Origin of the sequence: Sedimentibacter saalensis (assembly GCF_007830175.1) — a bacterium.
In the GTDB taxonomy this organism is placed as follows: Bacteria; Bacillota; Clostridia; order Tissierellales; family Sedimentibacteraceae; genus Sedimentibacter; species Sedimentibacter saalensis.
In genome coordinates this window covers 131,136-155,252 of record NZ_VLKH01000006.1, presented here as the reverse complement: position 1 = coordinate 155,252, position 24,117 = coordinate 131,136, and the positions used below count along the sequence as shown (strand labels likewise).

General features: G+C 37.2%; 20 protein-coding genes and 1 riboswitch. Of the genes, 5 read left to right on the top strand and 15 right to left on the bottom strand.

The window, feature by feature from the left end; translation table 11 throughout:
* Positions 1-149: 149 nt before the first annotated feature.
* Positions 150-1,910, bottom strand: coding sequence for a flavocytochrome c (locus tag LY60_RS11700; protein ID WP_145083860.1), 1,761 nt, complete (start codon positions 1,908-1,910; stop codon positions 150-152).
* Between the two features lie 226 nt (positions 1,911-2,136).
* Here LY60_RS11700 and LY60_RS11695 point away from each other — a divergent pair, with 226 nt between their 5' ends.
* Complete coding sequence (locus LY60_RS11695) at positions 2,137-2,460, top strand: hypothetical protein (RefSeq protein ID WP_145083857.1); 324 nt, start codon at positions 2,137-2,139, stop codon at positions 2,458-2,460.
* 417 nt (positions 2,461-2,877) lie between these two features.
* Here the strand turns inward: LY60_RS11695 and LY60_RS11690 are convergent, their stop codons facing one another.
* On the bottom strand, positions 2,878-4,200 hold the full coding sequence (locus tag LY60_RS11690; RefSeq protein ID WP_145083853.1) for a coiled-coil domain-containing protein: 1,323 nt from the start codon (positions 4,198-4,200) through the stop codon (positions 2,878-2,880).
* A 91-nt stretch (positions 4,201-4,291) separates the two neighbouring features.
* A riboswitch (cyclic di-GMP riboswitch) is annotated at positions 4,292-4,374 on the bottom strand.
* Between the two features lie 130 nt (positions 4,375-4,504).
* Positions 4,505-5,611 (bottom strand): Ldh family oxidoreductase, encoded by a 1,107-nt coding sequence (locus LY60_RS11685; RefSeq protein ID WP_145083850.1) that lies wholly within the window; start codon positions 5,609-5,611, stop codon positions 4,505-4,507.
* Positions 5,612-5,875: 264 nt separating this feature from the next.
* On the opposite strand from LY60_RS11685, the gene LY60_RS11680 reads away from it, so the two are divergent.
* Complete coding sequence (locus LY60_RS11680; protein WP_145083848.1) at positions 5,876-9,169, top strand: SNF2 helicase associated domain-containing protein; 3,294 nt, start codon at positions 5,876-5,878, stop codon at positions 9,167-9,169.
* Between the two features lie 324 nt (positions 9,170-9,493).
* On the opposite strand, the gene LY60_RS11675 is transcribed toward LY60_RS11680, so the two are convergent.
* The 5 genes from LY60_RS11675 to LY60_RS11655 all read right to left on the bottom strand — a co-directional run bounded on the left by LY60_RS11675 (position 9,494) and on the right by LY60_RS11655 (position 13,922).
* Positions 9,494-10,261: a glucose 1-dehydrogenase gene (locus tag LY60_RS11675; RefSeq protein ID WP_145083846.1), complete on the bottom strand. Its 768-nt coding sequence runs from the start codon at positions 10,259-10,261 to the stop codon at positions 9,494-9,496.
* Between the two features lie 64 nt (positions 10,262-10,325).
* Positions 10,326-10,733 carry a rhodanese-like domain-containing protein gene (locus tag LY60_RS11670; RefSeq protein WP_145083843.1) on the bottom strand — a complete coding sequence of 136 codons (408 nt, stop codon included), beginning with the start codon at positions 10,731-10,733 and terminating at the stop codon, positions 10,326-10,328.
* A gap of 117 nt (positions 10,734-10,850) precedes the next feature.
* Positions 10,851-11,051 carry a hypothetical protein gene (locus tag LY60_RS11665; RefSeq protein ID WP_145083841.1) on the bottom strand — a complete coding sequence of 67 codons (201 nt, stop codon included), beginning with the start codon at positions 11,049-11,051 and terminating at the stop codon, positions 10,851-10,853.
* Positions 11,051-12,754, bottom strand: coding sequence for an aldehyde ferredoxin oxidoreductase C-terminal domain-containing protein (locus tag LY60_RS11660; RefSeq protein WP_170226199.1), 1,704 nt, complete (start codon positions 12,752-12,754; stop codon positions 11,051-11,053). Before LY60_RS11660 ends, LY60_RS11665 begins: the two co-directional genes overlap by 1 nt.
* Before the next feature lie 13 nt (positions 12,755-12,767).
* Entirely contained in the window at positions 12,768-13,922 is a 1,155-nt protein-coding gene (locus tag LY60_RS11655) for an iron-containing alcohol dehydrogenase (protein ID WP_145083835.1), read from the bottom strand.
* Between the two features lie 202 nt (positions 13,923-14,124).
* Between LY60_RS11655 and LY60_RS11650 the strand changes: the two genes are divergently transcribed.
* Positions 14,125-15,615 (top strand): PucR family transcriptional regulator, encoded by a 1,491-nt coding sequence (locus tag LY60_RS11650; protein ID WP_170226198.1) that lies wholly within the window; start codon positions 14,125-14,127, stop codon positions 15,613-15,615.
* On the opposite strand, the gene LY60_RS11645 is transcribed toward LY60_RS11650, so the two are convergent.
* From LY60_RS11645 to LY60_RS11635, 3 genes are all read right to left on the bottom strand, one after another.
* Complete coding sequence (locus LY60_RS11645; protein WP_145083828.1) at positions 15,616-16,344, bottom strand: zinc dependent phospholipase C family protein; 729 nt, start codon at positions 16,342-16,344, stop codon at positions 15,616-15,618.
* Between the two features lie 241 nt (positions 16,345-16,585).
* A complete protein-coding gene (locus LY60_RS11640; RefSeq protein ID WP_170226197.1) occupies positions 16,586-17,296 on the bottom strand; it encodes a hypothetical protein in 711 nt (236 codons plus the stop codon).
* A gap of 60 nt (positions 17,297-17,356) precedes the next feature.
* Entirely contained in the window at positions 17,357-18,325 is a 969-nt protein-coding gene (locus tag LY60_RS11635) for a 2-hydroxyacid dehydrogenase (protein WP_145083822.1), read from the bottom strand.
* 163 nt (positions 18,326-18,488) lie between these two features.
* Here LY60_RS11635 and LY60_RS11630 point away from each other — a divergent pair, with 163 nt between their 5' ends.
* Both LY60_RS11630 and LY60_RS11625 read left to right on the top strand, forming a co-directional pair.
* Positions 18,489-18,668, top strand: a complete 180-nt coding sequence (locus LY60_RS11630; RefSeq protein ID WP_145083819.1) for an SHOCT domain-containing protein — start codon at positions 18,489-18,491, stop codon at positions 18,666-18,668.
* Positions 18,669-18,677: 9 nt separating this feature from the next.
* Positions 18,678-18,938 carry an SHOCT domain-containing protein gene (locus LY60_RS11625; protein ID WP_145083816.1) on the top strand — a complete coding sequence of 87 codons (261 nt, stop codon included), beginning with the start codon at positions 18,678-18,680 and terminating at the stop codon, positions 18,936-18,938.
* Between the two features lie 194 nt (positions 18,939-19,132).
* Here the strand turns inward: LY60_RS11625 and LY60_RS11620 are convergent, their stop codons facing one another.
* The 4 genes from LY60_RS11620 to LY60_RS11605 all read right to left on the bottom strand — a co-directional run bounded on the left by LY60_RS11620 (position 19,133) and on the right by LY60_RS11605 (position 24,108).
* Positions 19,133-19,879: an acyl-[acyl-carrier-protein] thioesterase gene (locus tag LY60_RS11620; protein ID WP_170226196.1), complete on the bottom strand. Its 747-nt coding sequence runs from the start codon at positions 19,877-19,879 to the stop codon at positions 19,133-19,135.
* A gap of 50 nt (positions 19,880-19,929) precedes the next feature.
* Positions 19,930-21,168 carry an MFS transporter gene (locus LY60_RS11615; RefSeq protein ID WP_170226195.1) on the bottom strand — a complete coding sequence of 413 codons (1,239 nt, stop codon included), beginning with the start codon at positions 21,166-21,168 and terminating at the stop codon, positions 19,930-19,932.
* Positions 21,169-22,001: 833 nt separating this feature from the next.
* Positions 22,002-22,832, bottom strand: coding sequence for a c-type cytochrome biogenesis protein CcsB (ccsB, locus tag LY60_RS11610; RefSeq protein WP_145083808.1), 831 nt, complete (start codon positions 22,830-22,832; stop codon positions 22,002-22,004).
* Entirely contained in the window at positions 22,819-24,108 is a 1,290-nt protein-coding gene (locus tag LY60_RS11605; RefSeq protein WP_145083805.1) for a cytochrome c biogenesis ResB family protein, read from the bottom strand. The genes ccsB and LY60_RS11605 overlap by 14 nt, the downstream gene beginning before the upstream one ends.
* Positions 24,109-24,117: the final 9 nt, after the last annotated feature.

Sequence of the window (24,117 nt, the reverse complement as noted above, 5' to 3'; positions counted from 1 at the left end):
CCTACAACCCGGGATTTATAATTTATCGCTTATGCTAAATTGCCTGCGCGTAGGGGCGGATCTTGTATCCGCCCGCGGTTTGAGGACAGTAATCCTCCGCTTACATTAAAAAAATCCAGCAATTTTGATTGCTGGATTTTTTTTAATATTTATTTACCTACAAAAGCAGCTGCGTTAGCTCCTGCTATTTTACCAAATACAGTTATGTCAGTTACTGCATTTCCGCCTATTCTGTTTCCGCCGTGTACGCCGCCTGTAACTTCACCTGCTGCAAACAATCCTTCAACTGCAACTCCTGAATTGTTCATAACCTGAGTGCTTGTATTGATTGTTACTCCACCCATTGTGTGGTGGATTGCAGGAGAAATTTCTACTGCATAATAAGGTGCTGATATAAGTTCAACATCCAGTGAAGTTCTTCCAAATTCTACATCTGATTTAGCTTTTACAGCTTCATTGTATTCTCTTACTGTTGCTTCCAATGCAGTAGCATCAACTTTCATGATTCCTGCAAGTTCTGAAAGAGTCTGTGCTTCCTTCAAAAGTCCCTGGTTTTTGTATTTTTCATATGTTGAAGCTTTTTCATAAACTTGTTTGTCAAGAACAAGGAAAGCTGTTTTTCCTTCCTGCTCAAGTATAGCTTTTGATACAACGTCTCTTGTTTTAAGTTCGTCTATGAATCTTAGGCCATCATGGTTTACAAGTATAGCTCCGTCTCCTCTTATACCTTCTGTAATCATTTCATTGATTCTAGGAACTACAGTAGGGTGAGTTTGAATCTGCTCGATGTCTGTCAATGATACATCAAGTTTTTCAACCATTGCCAAAGCATCTCCTTTTGCTCCCGGTGCATTAGTTGTTCCGAAGCCTTCAAGTTCAGGCTTGAATTTTACAACCAATTCAGGGTTTGCTCCGAAACCGCCTGATGCAAGAATTACAGCTTTTGCATTTATGTTGTATGAATTTCCATCTTTGTTTTCAACTTTTATTCCTTTTACAACATTGCCTTCAGACAATATTTCAACAGCCTTTGTGTTTAATTTTACTTCAATGCCAAGAGTTTCTACCTGAGTTCCAAATACATCCATCAAGTGAGTTCCAACAGGCATTCCTCCAGGTCCTTTATGAATTCTGTCAACGCTTTGTCCGCCTGATCTTCCAACTTCTGACAGATCAGCTCCGAGGCTTTCAAGCCAGTAAAGTGTTTCAGCAGATTTTTCAGTCAAAACTTTTAAAAGTTCAGGATTGTTCAGGTCTTTTCCACCCTTCATTGTATCAGCATAGTAAAGTGCAGGACTGTCCTGTATTCCTTTAGCTTCCTGATATTTTGTTCCTGCAGCATTCATACCGCCTGTTGCATAGTTAGTGTTTCCACCCATGAAGGCATTCTTTTCTACAACAACTACTTTTGCTCCAGCATTTGTAGCTTCAATTGCAGCAGAAAGACCAGCTCCGCCGGCACCTACAATTACAATGTCTGTAGTAATATCTTCAACTTTTTCTTCTTCAGTTTGAACTTCTTTAGCAGTCAATACTGCGCCAGATTTTTCAACTGCATCCTTAACGCTGTTAATAAAAGCAAAGCTTGTTAAAGTCGCTCCTGTAACAGCATCTACATCAACAGAGTTAGTGTCGATCATTTCCTTAGTAAGCTGAGCTATAACAGGTTCAGTGAATCCTGATTCAGAGCTTTCTGTAACTTTTATATCCTTTATTTCGGAATTTTCCAAAGTAACATCCACTTTAAAAACACCATATTTTCCTGTGCCTTCGCCTTGAGCAACTGTGCTTACAAGTTCCTGTTTTGGTTCTTCTTGAGCCGGTTGTTCAGCTTCATTTTTTTGACATCCTGCCAGAGAAAATACCAGCATTACTGCCAAAAGCAGTGATAATAATTTTTTCAATTTCATATGTACTCCTTGATATGATATTTTTTTAACGTCCTGATTATAACATACAGACGACTGTTGTCAAGGGTACACTTTTTTTAGTTAATTTAAATATAATAAAATTAATTAAATCATGTTTGTCAAATTTTGCGAAATCAAAATTAATTGACAAAATATGACTCATTTTGATTATGTAAAAGTTCTATGGGTATATCTTATTTAAATAAATACGTGAGGAGTGATTTTTATGCCAGAAGTATCCCCTAACAATAAGTTTTGGTTTAGAGGCGGCAAATTAAACCAGAAACGTCATATTGAAATGACTGAAGAAGAAAAAGCTCATGTGGCAAGTTGTGACGGAATTAAATCAGGACACCCGTGCAAAAATCCTGTATTCAGATGCACTGAATGCGGCAACTACGGATGCGACCAGACTGTGGTGGATAAATGTACAAAACAGGGTTTTAAAAATGACAAATGCCTCAACTGCGGAGCTCAAGGCAACCGCGTGCCAATTATGGAAGATGAACTCTCTAAATACGTTGCAGAATGGGAAAGCAAGGATTATTGATACATAAAAAGTTCCGGCATAATTGCTGATACTCAGACTATTGAAAAACCACATTGTAGGGGCGGATCTTGTATCCGCCCGTTGTTGTTATTTCAATAATTTTTCTGCGGGAGGACACGAGGTCCTCCCCTACATCTTGATATCCATGATTTACCGCAAAATGCCTGATTAGCCGGTTCGTAGGGGCGGATCTTGTGTCCGCCCGTTGTTGTTTCTTCGATGATATTTGCATCTGCGGGAGAGCACAAGACTCTCCCCTACGTATTGATATCCGGATTCAACGCCAAATGCCTAATTATAAAAAAACCGCCATATTTGGCGGCAATTTCATAACAGTAATCGGATATTTAACTCTATCCCGATTGTCAAGCAACTTCAGTTATATGGGATTCCCCTTGTATTCAATCCGACTTACTATTACATTATATTGATTTCAACCAAGTCGCTTATTTCCGAATGTAGCTGACTGCGGTTGTTCAGAAAGTTCCTGTACTGTGCTTCCAGCATGTTTTGTTCCTTTTCAAATTTGTCCTTAAAATCAGAAACCAATTTAGAATAGGCCGTGAGATTGTTTTCAGCCTTGTTAGCACGGATTTGCTCTAAAGAAAGCTGCTGTTGCAGTTCGTTGATGTTTTTCACGTGCTGTGCTGCTTCATTTTCAAGAACTTCTATCTTTTTATAGATACTTTCAAGTTCTTCTTTGAATCCGTTTATTTTACTGCTTGAAGCCTTTGCCTTTTCAAGCTGCAGCTCCTGTTCTGCCCTGTCGGATATCTTTCTTTGTTCTTCAAGCTCTGTCATGCTTTCCTTTACAGTTGCTTCCAAACTTGTGATTTTCTGTTTGGACATTTCAAGATACATCATCTGTTTATCATTTTTTGATTTTTCTGCTTCAAGCTGATTTTTAAGCTCCTGGCATAATTTATCTATTTGTGCATTGGAATCTTCCATTGATTTTGTTTTATTTTCCAGTTCAGTCAGCTTTGCAGCCATTACATTGCTGTTTTCTTCAAGTTCTGCTGCATATTCTCTTGACTTCTTCAGTTCAGGTTCTAAGTCATTAAGCTTACTTTCAAGTTCTTTCTGCCTTACTTCATATTCATTAACTTGATTTGTTTTAATGCTAATTTCCGACAGCATTTTTTCAAGACTTGCTTTTTCTTCTGTCAAAATACTGATGTCTTCCATAAGGATTTCAATTTTTTCGTTTTCTTTTTCAACAATGTTTATTCTTGATTTCAACTGACTGTTGTTTTCTTCAAGTCTAGATTTATATTCCTCTGATTCTGCAATTGTGAATTTTGCTTCTGAAAGCATGTTTTCCAGCTCTTTACGTTTTTCTTTTATTTTAAGAATTTCGTTTTGCAATGCTTCTTTTTCCAAACTGAAGTTATCATTCATTGTCTTAATCAAAGCATCTTTATTTTTATTTTCTGCTATAAAAATATTAATCCTTTGCTTTGAATCATCCATGTTTTCCTGTAGGCTCATATTTTCTTCAATTTGAACTTCAAGTTGTTTTTTCAGATTATAATTCAAATCCATATATTTTTTGTTTTCCTGCTCAAGCTTGTGAAACTTGTCCTCAATGTATTCAATATATTGAGAAACATCATCTTCGTTTAAGCCCCCGATCAGTTTAGGTCTGAATTGATGTTTGATTGATTCATAGTTCAATCTCTGCTGCAGTTCCTTCAAGTCATCCATACCGTTTCCGGTTAAAGTGTCAACTGTTGACATAAATCATTCCTCCTTATCAAAAACGATTTCCTTTAAGAAAAACAAAAACTGTATGCCAAAGCATACAGCTGAATATATCTATCCATCTCTCTTCGGCAACCTGGCAATCATAGTAATAACTTTAGACCCATGGCTTTGCGTCCTTGCCTTTCGACAAGTTTGCTATTATCGTATGGAAATATAATACTTCATTGCTGTCAAAAATGCAACAATTATTATTTAATTTTTGGAAAATTTTTGATTTTTTTTAGATAGCTGTATGCTTTGCATGAACAAAATCCTTCATAATAACTAATGCACTTTGTCATTCAAATGGGAATGTTATATTGATATTGAGTTCATCTCTTACATTAACCAGGTCTTTCTGCACTGATATTCCCAGTGGTACTCCCTTGTCTTTTCTTTCCAGCCAGCTTAAATATTCCTTTTCACCTGCAGTGTATATTCTGTCTTGGTTTTTGGCTTTTTTTGAACTGCGAAGCTCTCTTAATATTTCACCTGCCGTATGTTTAAACTCCTCTGCTCCCAGGAATGCTTCCGTGTCTATGGCTATGAAAAAATGACCAAGGTGATATGGAATTTTCCCACCGTCTTCATTTGTGCCGTTCAACATCCTTAAAAAGCTACCTGCCTGCAGGGCAGCTGAAAGTATTTCTACAACAGTGGCATATCCGTAACCCTTGTGCCCTCCCGTGTCTTCTCCTATACCGCCAAGTGGAGCAAGTGCTGCTTTTCCGCTTGTGAGATCCGATAAAATCTGCTTGCTGTTTGTCATGGGAAAACCGTCCTGGTCAATTACGGCACCTCTTGGCGTTTCCATACCGTTTCTGGCATAATATTCTATTTTTCCTCTTTGTGTGATGCTTGTGGCACAGTCAAGTACAAAAGGAAAATCCTCATCTGTGGGCATGGCAAATGTTATGGGATTTGTTCCAAGCATGTTTTCAACTCCGAATGTGGGAGCAATAGATGGCCGCGCATTTGTTCCGGTTATTCCTATCATGTTTTGTTTTGCTGCCATCATGGCATAATACCCTGCTATGCCATAATGGGTTGAATTTCTTGCAGCAACCATTCCCATTCCGTACTTCTTAGCCTTTTCTATTGCCATGTTCATTGATTTGTATCCAACTATCATTCCCATTCCATCATGACCGTCAACAACAGCTGTAGTTGCAGTTTCCTTTATAACTTCAAATAATGTTACAGGGCTTTGAATTCCTTCTTTTATTCTGTCTATATATATTGTCTTGAAGCGGTTGCAGCCATGGCTTTCAATTCCTCTCCTGTCGCTTTCCATCAGCACATCGGCGCATATTTTTGCTTCATCTGCAGGCACACCTACAGCTACAAAAGCTCTTTCCATAAAGTTTCCTATGAGTTCCCATGAAACATATGTTATGTTACCCATACTGCCTCCTCTAATTATTTATTTAAAATGCATCTTATGTCATACATCAAAAATCCGCGCAGAGAAATTCTGATATGCATAGTTTAATTCCGGGCATCCGGTTTAATTAAGATATACTTATATATACCCCAAAATATGACCTGCAAAAATGTTTTTATGGTTAAGAAAGAACAAATAATATTTTACTACGTTGTCTTATTATATCTGTGTGATATAATAAGTAAACGGACAAAATGCAAACAATAATAAAAAACCGGAGAATAAATGGAAAAAATCAATTTCAACCTAGATGATATAAAGAACTGCTCTGTAAATGAATCATCATTTAAAAAAGGAGCAGCCTACTACAGGGAAAATCACGTTGGAAAATTCAGTTCTGAAAGAGTTTACAACCAGGAAACTGTGGGATTTTACCTGAAGTATACCACAAGGGTAAGAGGCACCGGCACTTCTTCATATGAAACATCTGTTTCAATTGACAACGAAGGAGACATTGCTGATTTTGCCTGTAATTGTGTTGCATTCAAGGAAAACCGCGGAGCATGCAAACACATTGCAGCAGCCATGATGAAAATTTACTACAGCTACGACTTGAAGACAGTTCCTTCAAGAAATGTTGTATTCAAGGAAAATCAAAATCAGTCACCGGTTCGAAACTACCCTCTTGAAGATTTGATAAAAGTTTATGAGAACAAAATAAAAGAAAGCGTGAAAATTGAACAAAAAGAAGGAACTGTAAGCCTTACGCCGATAATCAACATAACAGGAAAAGATGAAATAGGAATAGAATTCACAATTGGAGATAAAAGACAGTACGTAGTAAAAGATGCCTATGAACTGGCAAGCTGTATAAAACATTCAACACTGATTTCTTACGGGAAAAAGCTGGAGTTCAATCATGAACTCAGCGGCTTTGAAAAAGAGTCTATTCCCCTGGCACTGTTCCTTCGGGATGAAGCAGAAACATACACACAGGTTGTAGCCAAGACTGCAAGTGCATACAGTGCCTATACTACAAGCGGCCGTGCCTTTAAAATATTTCCTTATTCATTTGACAGTTTTTTTGATTTGTTCGAAAACAACACTGTTGAATGTCACGGCTACAAGTATGAGTTCAAGGAAATAACATTTGTAAACAAAGACCCTGAGGCTGTTTTTTACATATCCGAGGATCCCTTGACCGGTCAGTACAATCTTACAACAAACCTGTACATATCTTTTATAACAAATTCCAAGGATTTCACATATGTAATAGTTGAAGACAAACTTTACAGGTGCTCAAGAGAATTTGCAGCTGAAGTTCTCCCGGCAGTAAACAAAATAATGATGCAGCCTTTAAAAACAATAGTTCTTGACAAGGACCACATGGGAAAATTTTGTTCGGCAGTGCTGCCGCAGATTTCAAAACATGCAAATGTTAAAACAGATATAGAATCAACAGAAAAACTGAACATTATGCCCCTTACCGCAAGCATTTATCTGGACTGCAACAGTCAGGGATTCATATACGCAGGCGTTGTCTTCAATTACGGAGATGTTGATGTTAATCCATTCAGAAAATCTCCCAAGGACAACACCATTGTAAGAAATTTGCTTGAAGAAACAAAAATCCTTGTAGCCATAGAAAATGCAGGATTTGACAAAACAACAGCAAAATACACCATGACAGATGAAGATAAAATTTATGAATTCATAACTTCAGGAGTAAATAACCTGACTGCACTATGTGAAGTTAATATAAGCGATGACTTTAAAAAAATCAACATCAGGTATCCGAAAAGCATGTCCATGGGTGTAAAATTAGTGAGCAATCTCATAGAGCTTGACATAGAAAAGCTTGAATTTGATCCTTCAGAGCTAAAAGATATACTTTCTTCTTACAAGAAAAGGAAAAAATATTTTCGTTTCAAGGACGGATCATTCCTTAACCTAGAAAATGAGTATTTCAGCACAGTAGAAAAACTCGTTGAAGATTTGAATATCACAAACCATGAGCTTGAAACAGGGCACATTGAAATTCCAAAGTATCGTTCGCTGTATCTGGACAGTCTCCTAAAAAACAATTCCTGGGTTACAGCTGAAAAAACACAGAACTTCAAGGAAATGATTCACAGCATCAATGAATCTGATGATGCTGACTTCGAACTTCCTGATAATCTGAAGCCCATAATGAGAAAATACCAGCTGACAGGCTTCAAGTGGTTAAAATCATTGTCCAGATATTCTCTTGGAGGAATTCTTGCTGATGATATGGGACTGGGAAAAACACTGCAGGTAATAAGTCTTCTTCTTTCAGAAAAAGAACACGCAAAAAAACCTTCCATTGTTATATGCCCCACATCTTTGGTGTACAACTGGAAAAGCGAGACAGAAAAATTTTCTCCTGAAATAAGCACTCTTATAATTGCAGGAAATGCTGAGCAAAGACTGGAACTCATAAAGAACATCAGCAATTACGATTTAGTATTTACATCTTATGATTTAATAAAAAGAGACATTGAATCATATGCAGATGTTGAATTTAATTACTGCATATTGGATGAAGCACAGTACATTAAAAATTCCACCACTCAAAATGCCAAAGCAGTGAAGTTATTAAAAAGCGACGTTCGTTTTGCTCTCACTGGAACGCCTATTGAAAATTCACTGGCTGATTTATGGTCAATATTTGATTTCATAATGCCCGGATTCTTATTGAGCTACAAGAAATTTAAAGATAAATATGAGGTTTCCATTGTAAAGGACATGGATCAGGATGTACTGAACAGGCTCCACAGGCAAATTCAGCCCTTCATCCTTCGAAGGCTCAAAAAAGATGTGTTAAAAGAGCTTCCGGACAAAATTGAAACATTGGTTTATACCCACATGGAATCAACTCAGCGCAAGCTTTATGAAGCTGAACTCATTAAGCTTAACTTGCAGTTTAAAAATGAAATTGAAGAAAATGGTTTTGAAAGAAGCCAGATTAAAATTCTTTCAATGCTCACAAGGCTGAGACAGCTATGCTGCGACCCATCTCTTTATTATGAAAATTATAGAGGCGGCAGCGCAAAGCTTGACCTATGCATGGAAATTATAAAAAACAGCATGGAAAACGGACACAAAATTTTAATTTTCTCACAATTTACAACAATGCTGTCAATTATAGAGAATCACCTGAGGGTAAATTTCATAGATTACTACATGCTAACGGGAGCCACAAAGAGCATGGATAGGCTTGAAATGGCAAACAAGTTCAACCACGATAAAACTCCGGTATTCCTCATAAGCTTAAAGGCAGGCGGTACAGGGCTGAACCTCACAGGAGCCGATGTTGTGATTCACTTCGACCCATGGTGGAACATCAGCGCTCAAAATCAAGCTACTGACAGAACACACCGCATAGGTCAGAACAACAAGGTCCAGGTTTTCAAGCTCATAGCAAAGGACACCATAGAAGAAAAAATAGAAAAACTGCAGCAGAATAAAAACGACCTGGCTGATTCCGTAATTAAAAAAGGTGAAATATTAATAAATTCACTTTCAAAGGAAGAAATCGACAGCTTGTTCCAGGTGTAACAATATGAATAAAATCACACAAAAATGGACAATTAAAATTGTCCATTTTTATTGATAATATTGAATTTTCAAATCGTAGGGGCGGATCTTGTAGACGTCACTGAAAAAGTCCTTCCTGTCATCCTGAACGATAGTGAAGGATCTCATCTTTGTTGAAAACATGAGATTCTTCGGCTACGCCTCAGAATGACAGTGAATAAATGTATAGTTTTTCAGTGGCCGGATCTTGTATCCGCCCGTTTTGTTAAATCAATAATTTTGTTGTCTTCGGGAGGACACAAGGTCCTCCCCTACACTATGAGGAATATATTATCGCTTTTTATATTACATATATGATGTCCAGCCGCCGTCCACTGCTATGCACTGGCCATTTACAAACGAAGCATCATCGCTTGCCAGGAATACTGCAACCTTGGCAATTTCTTCAGGTTCGCCTGCCCGCGGATTTAAAGCAAGGCCTATTCCTGTACGCTTTGCTCCCTCCATGTTGATTTTCTGCATGAATTCACTTGAAGCAATTTCTGTCTTCACTGCTCCCGGACAAATTGCATTGCATCTGATGTTTTTAAGCTCGTACATGTATGCTGTGTTTTTTGTAAGTCCTACAACAGCATGTTTGCTTGCAGTGTATGTTGCTCCTGCAATACCGCCTTTTATTCCTCCGATTGATGCAATGTTTATTATAACGCCGCCGCCAACTTCCTCAAAATATTTAACTGCTTTTCTCATTGCAAAAAACATTGATTTTACATTTAAATTATATACCTTGTCAAACATTTCCTCACTTGCATCTCCAACACCGCTCATGTCATCCATGATGCCTGCATTGTTTACAAGAATATCTAGTTTTCCGAATACCTTTATTGCTTCATCAACCATTCCTTCTACATTTTCAAGCTTTGCAAGATCTGCTGAAAAAGCAACTACCTTGCCTTCAAACTGTTTTGTTTCTTCCACAAGATCGTTGAGTTTTTCTATTCTCCTTGCAACTGCCAGCACATTTGCACCTTCCTGTGCGAAATAATATGCAATTTGTCTTCCCATTCCTGAGCTAGCTCCTGTTACAACTGCTGTTTTTCCTTTAAGTTTCATAGTACCTCCATTTAATCTGAGTTGTTTTAAATATCTTTTCGTGTTTTAACGTTTTTTGAATACATCATTTTACAATTTCATAAGGCCAGTCAATGATTCCTCCAAAATCAAGCACATTTTCATAGCCCATTTTTATCAGAGTCTTTGCCGCCGTGGCACTTCTGTTTCCGCTTCTGCAGTACACAAGTATTTTTGCCTTTTTATCCTTTAAAACTTCTTCAGCCTTTGATGATATTTCATCTACTGGCAATAAAACTGCACCCTCTATGTGCCCTTGGTCATATTCATCTTTTGTCCTTACATCCAAAACAATTGATTCTTCATTGTCCATAATTTCTTTTGCATCTTTTGGACTGATTTTTACATATTGTATTTTTTCATTCACGCTTTCTTCCTCTGTTGACTTGGAGCAGCCTGTCAATGCTAATGCTAAAATCGCTAAGACTGCAGCTGCAATCATTATTTTTTTCATTTAATTCCGCCTCTCATTTGCAATTCATATATTATAGTTACCCAGCAAGTTTTCTTTTAATCAAATTTTATATAATTTAAAAAATAACAGAGGCCTGCATTTGCAAGCCTCTGTTATTTATCCTCCGGAAACTATTTTCAACAGTTTAATATTTTCAAAGCCCTCCAGCATTTTCTCATGAAGCTTATCATGTTGAAACACATTGTCATCCATAAATACTATTGTCATTGTGTCCAGCATTTCACCCGATTCTTTAATGGCCTCTGCTAAAGTCATGCCCTGGTGAAATTCAATTTCCCTATTGTTAACTGTAATCATCAGAAATCAAACAATACTTCCAGCTCATAATCATCTATATCAAATTGGGAGCCGGTTGCAACGCTTCTTTCATTGTAGAAAAATTCAGGCAGTCTGTCATCTTCCTTAGTCATTCCTGCCATCTTGTTGTATGCCCTTTCAGTGAGAAGGGTTTTTACACCAAGAGAAGCAATCCTTGTAAAATCAGGTTCTCCTCCATAAAGAGATGAAACTAATCCTGCTAACAGAGGCAGATTTGCTGCTGCGTGAGAAAATGCAAACAAACACATCATGCTGTCTGAAAAACAAATGGCAACCTGAAGCTTGTTTGAAGCGTATGCCTGAGCAGCTCTTCCAGCATCATCAAATGCCCTGCCCATTGTAAGTCCTGCTGTATGGTCTGCACCCTGCGGGCATGTTGCATATGTTATTCCTGTTCCCTTTGTGTTTCTGGGGTCATATCCAGGCATTGACTGATGTTTTACAACAGGTATTCTCTTGCAGCCCAGATGAACTCCTACTGCTTCACATCCGTCTCCCATGATTTTTCCAAACTCCGTTCCTTCTTCAGCTTCCTTTAGAAGAGACAATGCAGCTTCTGCATCGCCCCACTTTATTTTTCCGGTTTCCATGCACATGGCAATGGCATTTCCCATTTCAATTGTGTCAACTCCCAGGTTATCACAAATTCTGTCCATTTGGGCAATGGCATCTAAGTCGCTTATGTGGCAGTTAGGCCCCATTATTGCAATTGTTTCATATTCAAAACCAGATGTGAGGTATTTTCCATCCTTGTCGTTGTAGCAGTTTGAGCATTGAACAACACATCCCGGCTGGCATGAAATTTTATTTTTTCCTCCCCTGGAGGCAAGATTTGTCATGAATTTGGCGGCTCCAACTTCACTGTAGTCAGAAAAAAACTTTCCGGAAAAATTGTCAACAGGTAAAATACCGTTGTTTGCTGTTGCTTCAATTGTTGAAATTGTTCCTATATTGTGGAAAGGATCCTTTTGTGCCCCAGAAGCCACAAGCTTATTGAACTCTCTTGTAAGTTCTTCAAATTTTTCTTCATCTGCATATTCAATCTTGTATCTTTCAAGTGGATCGTCGATTACAATAGCCTTAAGCCCTTTGCTTCCCATGAGGGCTCCCAGTCCTCCTCTTGCAGCGGCACGGCTTGGATGTCCGGAGCTGAATTCGGAAATCTGCAATGATGCACTTTTATAAAGTCTTTCACCGGCATTTCCGATGGATATGGTTGCTATTTTGTCGCCGTATTTTTCACGGATTTTATCTACAAAGTCATAATTGTTCAGGTTTCTGTACACAGAAGCATCTTCCAGTGAAGCATTTCCATTTCGGTCAATGTAAAGCATCCACAGTCCATCCTGTTCCGGCAAATCTTTTACAGCAATCATTTTAATTCCCTGTCCTGCCAGTTGATATGCGGCAAAACCTCCGGAATTGCTTTCCTTGATTCCGCCTGTCAGTGGGCTTTTTCCTCCTATTGACAATCGATGAGCAGTTGTAACTTTTGTTCCGGCAAAAATGGATGTGCATACTATGAGTTGGTTATCCCTTCCCAGAGGATTGCAGGTGGGAGGAACATTTTTTATCATGTACTGGGCAATGAGCGACCTTCCCCCAAGCCCTTCAAATTCTTTATCAAAAGGAACTTTACTTACAGACAAATTTTTCATGTCCACTACTAATTTTGACCACATATTACCCTCCTTATTATGCATCGTAAGCTGATTTAAGCATTTCAGCAACTCTTGCAGCAGTTATTCTGTACGGCACCAATGCAAATCCTGTATCTTGAGTCACTAAAGGAGCAACTTTCAAAACATCCTCAAGTGATATTCCAAGTTCTTTGAGATTTGGAATTCCAACAGATTTTATCAATGCGCGCAGCGCTTTTTTTGCCTCTGCACCAATTTCTTCAGGAGATGCATCTTCTTTAACATAAGCACCCAGACATTCGCATATCATTCTGACTTTTTTATATTCAGTCCTTGATGTGTATTCAATAACTTCCGGCAGTGCTATGGCACAGCCTATTCCGTGAGGAATGTGGAATTTTGCTCCAAGTGTGTGGCCAATGGAATGTCCCAGATGGACAAGACCATTTGTGAATGCCATTCCGGCAAATGTAGATGCAAGAATCATCTGTTCTCTTGCCTCAATGTTTGAACCATCATGACAAGCAACCGGAAGATACTTTGCGATAGTTCTTATGGCATCTCTTGCAAGAGCATCAGAAAGAGGATTTGCCTGTGCCCCTGTAATGGATTCAACCGCATGAGCAAGAGCATCAACACCAGTTGTTGCGGTCATCTTTGGAGGAAGGCCCATAGTGAGATCCGGATCTACTATGGCAAGCGTAGCAACACATACAGGACTTACGACGCTGTCTTTGTTTCCCCTTGATGTGCATGAAATTACACACATGTTTGTTACTTCGCTTCCTGTTCCGCTTGTAGTTGGTATGAACACCATTGGAACTCCCGGTTTCAAATTCTTCTGAACGCCGAAATATTGCATTATAGGAGGTTCGTTGTTCATCAATACATTTATTCCCTTTGCCGTATCCATGGAGCTTCCTCCGCCTACAGCCACAATTCCGTCAATCTTTTCACTGCGTGCCATTACAGCTCCTTCTTCAACCATTGTATCAGGGGGATCCGGCAGCACTTTGTCGTAGACAACGATTTCAATACCGGCATTTTTAAGACTTTCAGCTATGGTGTCAGCAATTCCCACATCCTTTAATCCCTTGTCATAAACAAGCAGTACTTTTTTAAGTCCCATTTGCTTAACTTTAAGACCTGTTCGCAAAGCTGCCCCGCTTCCCATTAGGATTGGAACAAAAATTTCATAAGATGTAATCATACTTACTCCTTTCCTTTTACATTATCAGTGTTAATTAATTATAACAATTTTTTATTTACCTTTAAATGTATACACTGTTCAAAAAAATCATAGTTTAGTTGTGCACAATGCACAAAATATAGAGTGCTTTAATCAATTTAATGTGCAATTAATCTCAGTATGGAGTATAATATTAGAAGAATACGTATTCATGAGGTGTGTCATGCGTTACATTGAAATGATAAAGCTTTTACAGGAACAATTCACTATAGAAAATTCTATTAACTTTTATAATGCAAAAATATCAGATGTAAAGCTCATAGACAAAGACACACAGTGGGATGAAAAAATTCTGTATGTGGGAACATTAAAAAGATTAAGAACAAAACCCAAAACACCCATAATGCTCATAAGCTGCGATGAAAATATCGTGCTGCCGGAAGGAAGCAGTATTTCTCACATCAGCAAAAATGATGTTACAGCTGTTTACAACTTTGCAAGAGATTTAATATTTGAAGAGCTCCGCTTTGAAGCAGCACTGTTTGAACTCACTCAGGCAGTCCTTGCCAAAAAAAACCTCACACATTTAATGAACATGGCAGCAGACTTACTGGGAAACGCCATTATACTGACTGATGGAGCAAAGAAAGTTCTTGCTCATGCAACAAAATATGAAATAATGGACCCCTTGTGGGCTGAAAATGTAGAGAGAGGTTTTCTTTCATACGAATTCATGCAAAAAGTAAGGATTAACAAGCAAATGAAGGAATGGGACAAACAAGGAAGAGACTCACAGCTTATTGTTCTGCCCGGAGACAAACAGCCTAAGCTGGTTGCACGCATCATTTCAGAAGGACACATAACCGGTTCATTAATAATGATTGAACATCATACAAAAATAAAGACTCTTCATTACAAAGTTCTTCCACTTGTTGGGGAAATATTGTTTGAATCCTTCAGCTACGACTCTTCAAAGGGAATGTACAATTCTCTTCACAGTTCAATACTTTACAACATGCTTGATGAAAGAGAATTAAACAAATCTGAAATGCTTAACATGTCAAAGGTAAGCTTTCCAAAAACAATGCAGGTTGTTGTTGCCCAGTTTTCATTCAACAACAAAAACCGTTACCTGAAATTTACTTTGCGAACTGACCTTGAGCGGTTGTTTCAGGACGGGTTTTCAGTTTTGTACAAAAGTTACATAGGTGTCCTGGTGCCTAATGTTTCATATGAGCAAAAAGAAAGGTTGAAAAATCTGGCCTCAGAGGAAAATATAAATGTGGGTATTTCATGGAAATTTGATGACATCAACCAGTTCAGCAGACATTTTTACCAGGCTGTCACATGCATAAAGCAGTCCCGTTATTTCAACACCGGCATCCATGTTCACGACTACACTGATTTTTCCTGTTATGACATGCTGCTTAATTGTTCTGGAGAAACAATGCTTGAAAACTATTGTCACCCGGCATTAAAAATAATTTACAATTATGATATCGGACTTCACGAAACACTAAAAAAATACCTGGAGTGCAGCAAAAATGCAACTCTTGCTGCAGAACAGCTTTTCATACACAGAAACACGCTTAATTACAGAATAAAAAAAATAGAGGAACTCACTGGGCTTGACCTAGACAATCACAATGTTGTACAGTGCCTCATGGATTCCTTCAGAATAGAAAGTTTGCTTAATCTCAAAAAAGGAAAGTAATTATTTTTTCCTTACTTCCTTCAATGCCTTTATCCTCTTAATGTCATAAAAAAAGTTGCACATGAGCCCTGCTGTGGTTTTTTGTGCCATAACAAGTATGTTTGACGTTATTTTGAAAAACCTGAGATGTTCGTTTGTAATATCCGTGTACATGTTGTATGTTGCAACAGCATTTTTGCTGTTCAGCTCAACATATGCAGTAATTGAATCGAGATATATGCCGGAATCATACACTTTGAACTTCTTATGAACATTGTACATTTTTATAACCCAGTTTTCATACCTTCTGTGGCTGTTCAAAAGCTCTACATTTGCATGCTGGGGAATGGTCAAATCCTGTATCAGATGACATGCAGCTCCCAGATAAAACATGGATGTTTTTATGTCACCAGAAAAATACTCCATAAGTGCCCTCTTGTAATATGCAATGCACTCTCTTTTAGCATTGCTGCTGCCATACATCCCTTTTTTTGTGTTTGGATTGTAAAAATGATTGCTGCTTTTAAAATCCTGATCTGCCCAAACCGCACCATCATTGATGTCTTCAATGTAGCTGGACATGATGTTGTAGACCTCAGTATACCCGTCATTTTTCAAAATAAAAAGTGACTGGTTGTTAATGAACTTGTGCACTATGCACTCAGTCTTGATTATTTTCTTCTTGAAAGGATTCACTGCCCTGGTTAATTTTTTGTAAATATATGAATATGATCTTTCAATTGCGCTCATTTAGTTACCTTCTATTTTTTATTTATGAATATTTTGTTCATGTTTTTATGTATTATCCATGATTTTTAATATGAAAAACATGTTGTAAAATTTAGTAATTGTTTGACTTAATTTTATTCATAAACTAAAATATGATTAGGCTGCTTTGAAAATTTAATCATGCTGGTGAGGAGGTCTTCAAATGTACATTTTTCATAGCTGTACCCGCCCTTAAATAGTTAATAGTTTATTACATTATTACTTATTTAAAATCATCAATATTTGTTATAACAAATGGATTTTTCTTTATTGCCAGCGCATATAAAAACGGATACTCGTCATGAAGGTAGCTCATATAATTAATCCATTCCACAACAATTGCTTTATATGCACGCAATATATCATTGGAAAGATGGTCAATATCATTTTTGTCTAGGCTGTCAAAGTCTCCTCTTGTCTGAAGCTCATCTGCCACATGAAACACGGCCCACAGCATGTCTGTGAATGAATCGTGCTCCAGCAAATTAGGATTTGCCAACATGTTCAATGTATTATCCTTATACTTCCTGAGTATTGAATATAGTTCACTAAGCTTTGCAGGATCCGCATAAATATCAAATTTGAATTCCTGAACTGATTTTTTTAGTTTGTAGTCATTTTTCATGTTCATTTCGTTAATTTTTATGTGTGTGCAAAATTCATCATTGTTGCGGTTGAACTGTGAAATTGTTGAAATGACAGATATTCCTGCCTCTACAAAAAATGTGCTTATTATTACGTTTATCTTTTTTATTTTCTTGCGGGTTTCCATTACATTTAAAAACCTGTTAATAATCAATGTCACCATCACAACCTGTATGGGCACAAAAGCCAGGTCCTGCAGCAAGTAAAATATAGTGTTTTCTGTTTGATGAAATATGAGATACTGAACATAATAAATTGCCGCAGAAAGTATTGTAAGCAAGACAATCAAGATGATGTTATTTTTATAGCCTATATTAATCTCCTCCTTTTATATTTTTCAGTACCAATATTATTTAAGTTCCGGAACAATGTTTGGAGGAACCTCTCCAACAAGTGCCTTCACCAGGTTTTCTGCTGCTAGCATGGCCATGTCACATCTTGTTTTTTCTGTTGCAGAGCCAATGTGTGGAAGCAATACTACGTTTGATAGCTTAAGAAGAGGATTGTGTTTGTCTAATGGCTCCTGCTCATAGACGTCAAGCCCTGCTGCCAAAATACTTCCTTCTGTCAGTGCTTTTATGAGTGCTTTTTCATTAACAGTTGCTCCTCTTGAAGCATTTATAAAAATTGCATCTTTTTTCATGAGATTGAACTGTGGTTCATCAATCAAATGATATGTTTCATCATTTAATGGAACCATTACAAGTATATAATCGCTGTTTGCCAGCACATGATCAAACTCAGCGTATTTTACTCCAAGATTTTTTTCCGCATCGTATTTCCTGGTTCTATTGTAGTACAAAACTTCCATATCAAATCCGTACATTGCTCTTTTGGCTACATCCTGGCCTATTCTACCCATTCCTATAATGCCAAGTGTTGTGTGGTGGACGTCCTTGCCAAATACTGAGGGGTGATCCATGACATCCCATTTTCCACCCTTCACGTAGCTGTCAAGCAGTGGAACCTTCCTTGCCGCAGACAAAATCAATGCAAAAATCAAATCCGCCACTGTGTCGTTTAATACTCCTGGCGTATGAGTTCCTATGACGTTTCTCTTTTTCATGGCATCTGTGTCAAAATTGTTGTAGCCCACAGAAATATTGCTTACAACCTTGAGATTTGGAGCAGATTTTAGCAACTCATCGTCAATTTTAATGCCTGACTGAAGAAATCCTTCCTTGTCACATAGCTTTTCTAAAAGAAATTTTCCCTGATTTTCTTCAGGATAAAAGTTTTCATAATCACAGTACTTTCCAATATATTCTTCAACATATGAAGGAATTTTTTTTGCTATTAATACTTTAGGCTTGTTCATGTTGCCTCCTGTTAGTTATTTTCATTGTAATTAACCAATTATAACATTTCATGCAACTGTTTACAACAAAAGTGATTTCTTCATTATTTCAAAAAATAACATTGTTCCGCCATAATTTCGACACATTTTAAGTTTATACTTATTTTAAAAGGAGGTAGTTATTATGATGTTTATCTGGATAATTATAGTGTTGTTAGTTTATCACATGTACAAAAATAATGAATCCCTCAGCATAAATACAAGAAAACAGGACAGTTCCATGGAAGTATTGAAACAAAGATATGTTAAGGGTGAAATTAATGATGATGATTATGAAAGAATGAAAAAAATCTTGCAGGAATAGAGGTGCGCTATGTTTTATAGAGGATTAAGAGGATTTGGAAGCTGCTTTGGATTAGGCAGCGGATTTTACGGCGGATGGTTCATGCCATTAATGATGGGAGTTATTTTGATAGCAACATTAGTTGCAGTTATATTCATAATGAAAAAATCAAGACATACATCAATGAAAAATACCTACAATGCTTCCCTTGAAGAATTAAAAATTGAATTTGCAAATGGTAATCTGACAGAAGAGGAATATCTGAGGAAGAAAAGGATATTAAGCGACTAAATGTTGAATTTTGCATATAACCGCATCTACAGTTTTACAAGATGTAGGGGAGGACCTCGTGTCCTCCCGCAGATACAAAATATTGAATCTACAACAACGGGCAGATACAAGATCCGCCCCTACAATCTGGAAGTATTTGCATATAGCAGTGAATTTGAATTCCATTGTGTAGGAAGGACTACTGTTCTCCACCTTTACAGTTTTTTTATTTCTATTTGCGATTTGAACACTGTCATGTTGGTTTTTTCATTTATGCCTTCTATGTAAATGATGTTTTGTCCGGCATCTGACATGTCAGTGTACAATTCAATTGTTTCGCCCGGCAATGCTTCATGGACATAATCAACCTCAATTGATTGGACCTGATAGTCCTTGTGTTCATCCAGGCTGAAGCAATCCATTATGTAATCCACATACTTTGAGTTGTTAAGATGTTCGTTTATGTCAATGTCACTGTATCTTACAGCTTTTTTGTATGATAATTTCAGCTGATTGTTTGACTGGATTTTTCCAAGTTCACAGGTTAATGCTTTTTCTCTTCCCAAATCAGGAAATTTTGCATCAAGCGTGCTGCTTCTTCTCAATCTCCTGTTTTCCACGTCAATGATGACCCATGATGTCAATGCACGTGCTATAATAATTCCTTCCCCATCCCGTACAATAAAATTTCTTTCAAACTCAATTTTTCCTGGCTGTTCTGGCCATGTTTCTATGAATATTTCTTCTTTCATTTTGGGGTATCTTTCCACTTCAACTCTTGAGCGTATGAGCACCCATATAACTCCATGCTTTTGAATACTGCTTCTTCCAACTCCCAAGATTTGTCCATGTTCTGTTGCCATTTCCTGAAAATAAGAAAATAATGCGCTTAATTTTACCCTCTGGCTGAAGTCTGAATCCCTTGACTGCACTGTTATACTCTTTTTATAAACTGATTCCAATTTTCTGCTCCTGTTCTTTAAATAAATTTACAACTGAATTTAAATGTACATCATTGCTTTTCAACTGAATTACCCATTCTTGATTTTTCATTGATGCTGAAAAAAAACATTGCTGCACTGCATATAAGTGCTATGAAAAATGTCAGTGCCCACACATTTTTTATAGGGTTATTAAGAAGATATTTTCCCATAATTGTAGGTCCCATAGCCTGGCCTGTTCCGGAAATTATCCAGTACAATGAGTTGAACCTTGCCCTGTGGGATTTTGGAGAATTGTTGGCAATATATACGCCCACATTTGTAACGTTCAATATTTCTCCTATTGTCCAGAGAACAGTGGACAATACCATCATTCCCAACGATGACACATAATAAAGCATTCCAAGTCCAACTGCCCAGAACACAGCAGACATAGCTACATTTGTTGAAGCCTCGAACATTTTAGTCTTGCCTATAATGAAAATGGTCATCAATACAACAACTACTCCATTTGTGCTCATGAGCATGCCAAAAACCCTGGCTCCGTCATTTGCTCCAAACAACTCATTGGCGTAAAGAGGAAGGGAGAAATGAACCTGTGAATATGAAAATGATAAGAACATTGAAATAATTCCGAAAACCAATATTTGAGGTCTTCTAAAAAGTGCCTGTAATGATGAACCTTCCTCTGCACGCTCTGAGTCTTCTGATTTGACTTCTTCCTCAATATCATACTCCGGTCTTGTTTCCGGAACATTAAGAAATATTACAATGACAGATACTATTGTAGTTACAGCATCCCCTATAAACAAAAGCGGAAGATAACTTTTGTATAAAAATCCTGCAATTAAAGGTCCTACTGCAAAGCCAATGTTTGTTCCAAGATAAAGAAGCGAAAATGCACCCTGTCTGTTGCTTTTCACTGATAAGTCAGCTGCCATTGCACCGCTTGCAGGCTGAGCTGCGCTGGAAAAAAACGAGGCTGCCAGAAGCAGGTAAGGAATTGTCATTGACATTTGAAGAAATCCACAAGCAAGATAGCTTAGAGCCTGAAAAAGAGTTAACAGGCACAATGTGTTTTTCCTGTTAAAACGGTCTGATAAATATCCCCCTAGCATAGACGCAGGCACGAACACTGCAGTTGACATCGTGACAAATACACCGGCCTCAGCAGTTGAAAGGCCTATTTTATCAGTTAAGAGCAATGTTAAGAGCGGACCCACAAACGCTCCCACAGAATTTATGATTCGTGACAAAAATATGAAATAAATTGACCTTGGTAAACCCCTGTAATCATTAAAATAATCCATAAAATGTTGCACAATTTCCATCCCCCTGATTTTTATTATTCCACATACAATTATGGTACTCTTTTGATTTAAAGTCAATATATGTCTTTCATCCATAAAATATATTTCAAAAAAAAAAAATATATGTTTAAAGAAATATATTACGGGTATATATATCCTACCACTAGCAGCCAAATAAAAGAAGATGTTTAAGAATTCCGATTCATAAGAAAAAGATATTAAACTGATTATTTGGTAGCAAGTGTTATTATATAGACATAAGAAAGGAAATTACATGACAAAAGACAAAAATAAACAGCACCCGTTTTCATATAGACAATGAAAATTACGGGTGCTGTTTATTTGAGATCCTTCACTATCGTTCAGGATGACAGCATCGGTTTTATCAATAGTCTAATTATATTATATATTTAATAAAAATATTTTTAAATATATGTTTAAAGAATTAAATCTGAGGTATATATAAAATACAACTAGTTTCTCAGATTAAACTGAAACAGTAAATATTACCTTGAAGAAATTGATTTTCAAATTTTAAACCGGCAACATAAAATTGCAGGATTTAAAATTACAATTGAATATGAAAATCTAAAAAATAAAGCACTTGGATGAGTGCTTAGAAGTTAAATCTCAAAAGTATTATAAAGAGATTTAGAATGGTAATAAAACAAAGTCAATTTATCAAGGAAAAAAATATTTGTTGAATCAGTGAAAATCATGAAGCATAAGTTGGGTTAGTATACCAGGAAAGAGGTGAGTCCACCATAAAAGAAACCGAAAACATAAAATAAATAGCACTCAATTGTAAACATCAGATTGGGTGCTATTTATTATTATCTCACATAGCTGTGTACTGACGGAAGAAGCGTGTTAACTCCTATGTAAGTAAAAATTACGCATATGAATCCCACAATGGCAAACAATGCAGCATTTTTGCCCTTCCATCCCTTCATGAGCCTCACATGAAGATATGCCGAATAAATAATCCATGTTATCAGTGACCATGTTTCTTTTGGATCCCAAGCCCAGTATCTGCTCCATGCCCTTTCAGCCCATATGGCCCCGGTTATTATAACAAGTGTCAAAAATAAGTAACCGAATGTTATAACCCTGTATGTCAAGAAATCAAGCTTCTGAAGACTTGGTATCTGACTATCGTAAAAATCTCCCTTAAAATAACTTTTCAGCATGTACATGCAGGAAAGAGCAAATGAAACGCCAAAGGAACCGTAGCTTATTACTGCAGTAGAAACATGGATTGTAAGCCATGAACTTTGAAGGGCCGGCATCAGCGGTCTGATGTCCTTGCTCTGCATTGCAGCATAGCCCATGATAATGAACACCACAGGCAGAACAAATGCTCCAAGCGCCTTGAAGCTGTACCTTCTTTCTACAACTATGAAACACAGTGAAATTCCCCATGCAAAGCTGACAGCAAATTCGTATTGATTTGTAAGAGGAACTCTTCCAGCCCCCACTCCCCTTGTAATGAGTGAGGCCGTGTGAAAAGCAAAGCCAATGAGGAGAAGCACGCTTGCCCATCGCCCAAGTACATCCTTTTTCGATACAAAAAATATAAAATACAGAATCATTGATATGACATAAGTTATTGTTGTTATAGTAAAAAAAATATTTTCTATTGAAGAATATCTATTCAAGTCCATTTGATTGTTCCCCCCTTTTAAAATCATCATATTTAAGCAAAAGCTTTGTCCTTGTAATTTCGTTGTTCTTTTTGGAACATATGTAATAAATAGTTGTCTCCTTAGTTTTTACTGCATACAGAGTTACGGGAACAAAGTAAAATGTTACCATTATTCCAGCTATTAAAATCAATGCGCCTAAAAATGCAAATGGCGTGAACAGGTCCTTCCTTATGTTGATAAGAGTAAACTCCTGAGGTCTGTCAACTTTGAAACTGAACTCTCGGTATTTTATGCTGCTGTTGCAGGGAACAACATTCATGTCTACCATGTATCCTTCATAAAAAACAGCATAAAGCATGTACGGATTGTTAAAATAAGGTGTGGCTGTTTTTGGCCCTTCTCCTGTCATCTCCATGTCCGGATAAAAGTTCATAAACTGTACTGCAAACTTTTTGCCGTTACTTACATAGACTTCCGACTGGTAGAAAACATCATCATGAATTTTTTCCTCCCCTTCATACACCTTTAGGTTCACAGCATATCCCATGCTGTTTTGATAAAAGCTGTAGTGGTTGTACCGAAGAGGTGAATTTACAGACACGTCTCCTGTCTTTACTGTTTCTTGTTTGTTGTTTAAAATGTCTATGTTTGTAATGTACTGTTCTGCTGTAAAGTCATCTCTGAACTTTGCATCAAATGAATTTATTTTCATGAACAAATCTGTGTTTTCAAGCTGACCCATTGTTCCGGGAACTCCGTATAGATTTGTTTCATATGCAAATCTGTTTCCAAGAGCAAAAAAAACTATAATCATCAGTATTCCAAGATGAAGCATCCAGGATCCCATGTATCCAATGTTATTTTTCCTTGAAGCATATATGTTTTCATGAATATTTTTTAGTTTTTTAAATCCCATGTGGGCAGAAAGATTTTCAATAGCCCCTTCACCCTCAACTTCAAACAAAAGATTTTTTTCCGTAAATGCACCACTTCCATCAGGAATAGATTTCATTTGCCTGACAACGCTTGGAAGTCTTGTTATTATGCACGTTGTAAGATTAATTATGAGTAGCGTTACAATAAATGCATACCACCATGAGTAATACACATTGTCAAGTTCAAGAAGCTGCAAAAGATTATTGAATTTTGAGCCGTAATTTTGCGCGTAAAACTGTACGCTTTCGTTTTGTGGTATCATTGTTCCTGCAACAGATGTAACCCCAAGCATTAAAAGCAAAATTACTCCCAGTTTCATTGACTTGATCATACCTAAAATTTTATTGATTTTTCTCAAGTTAATCTC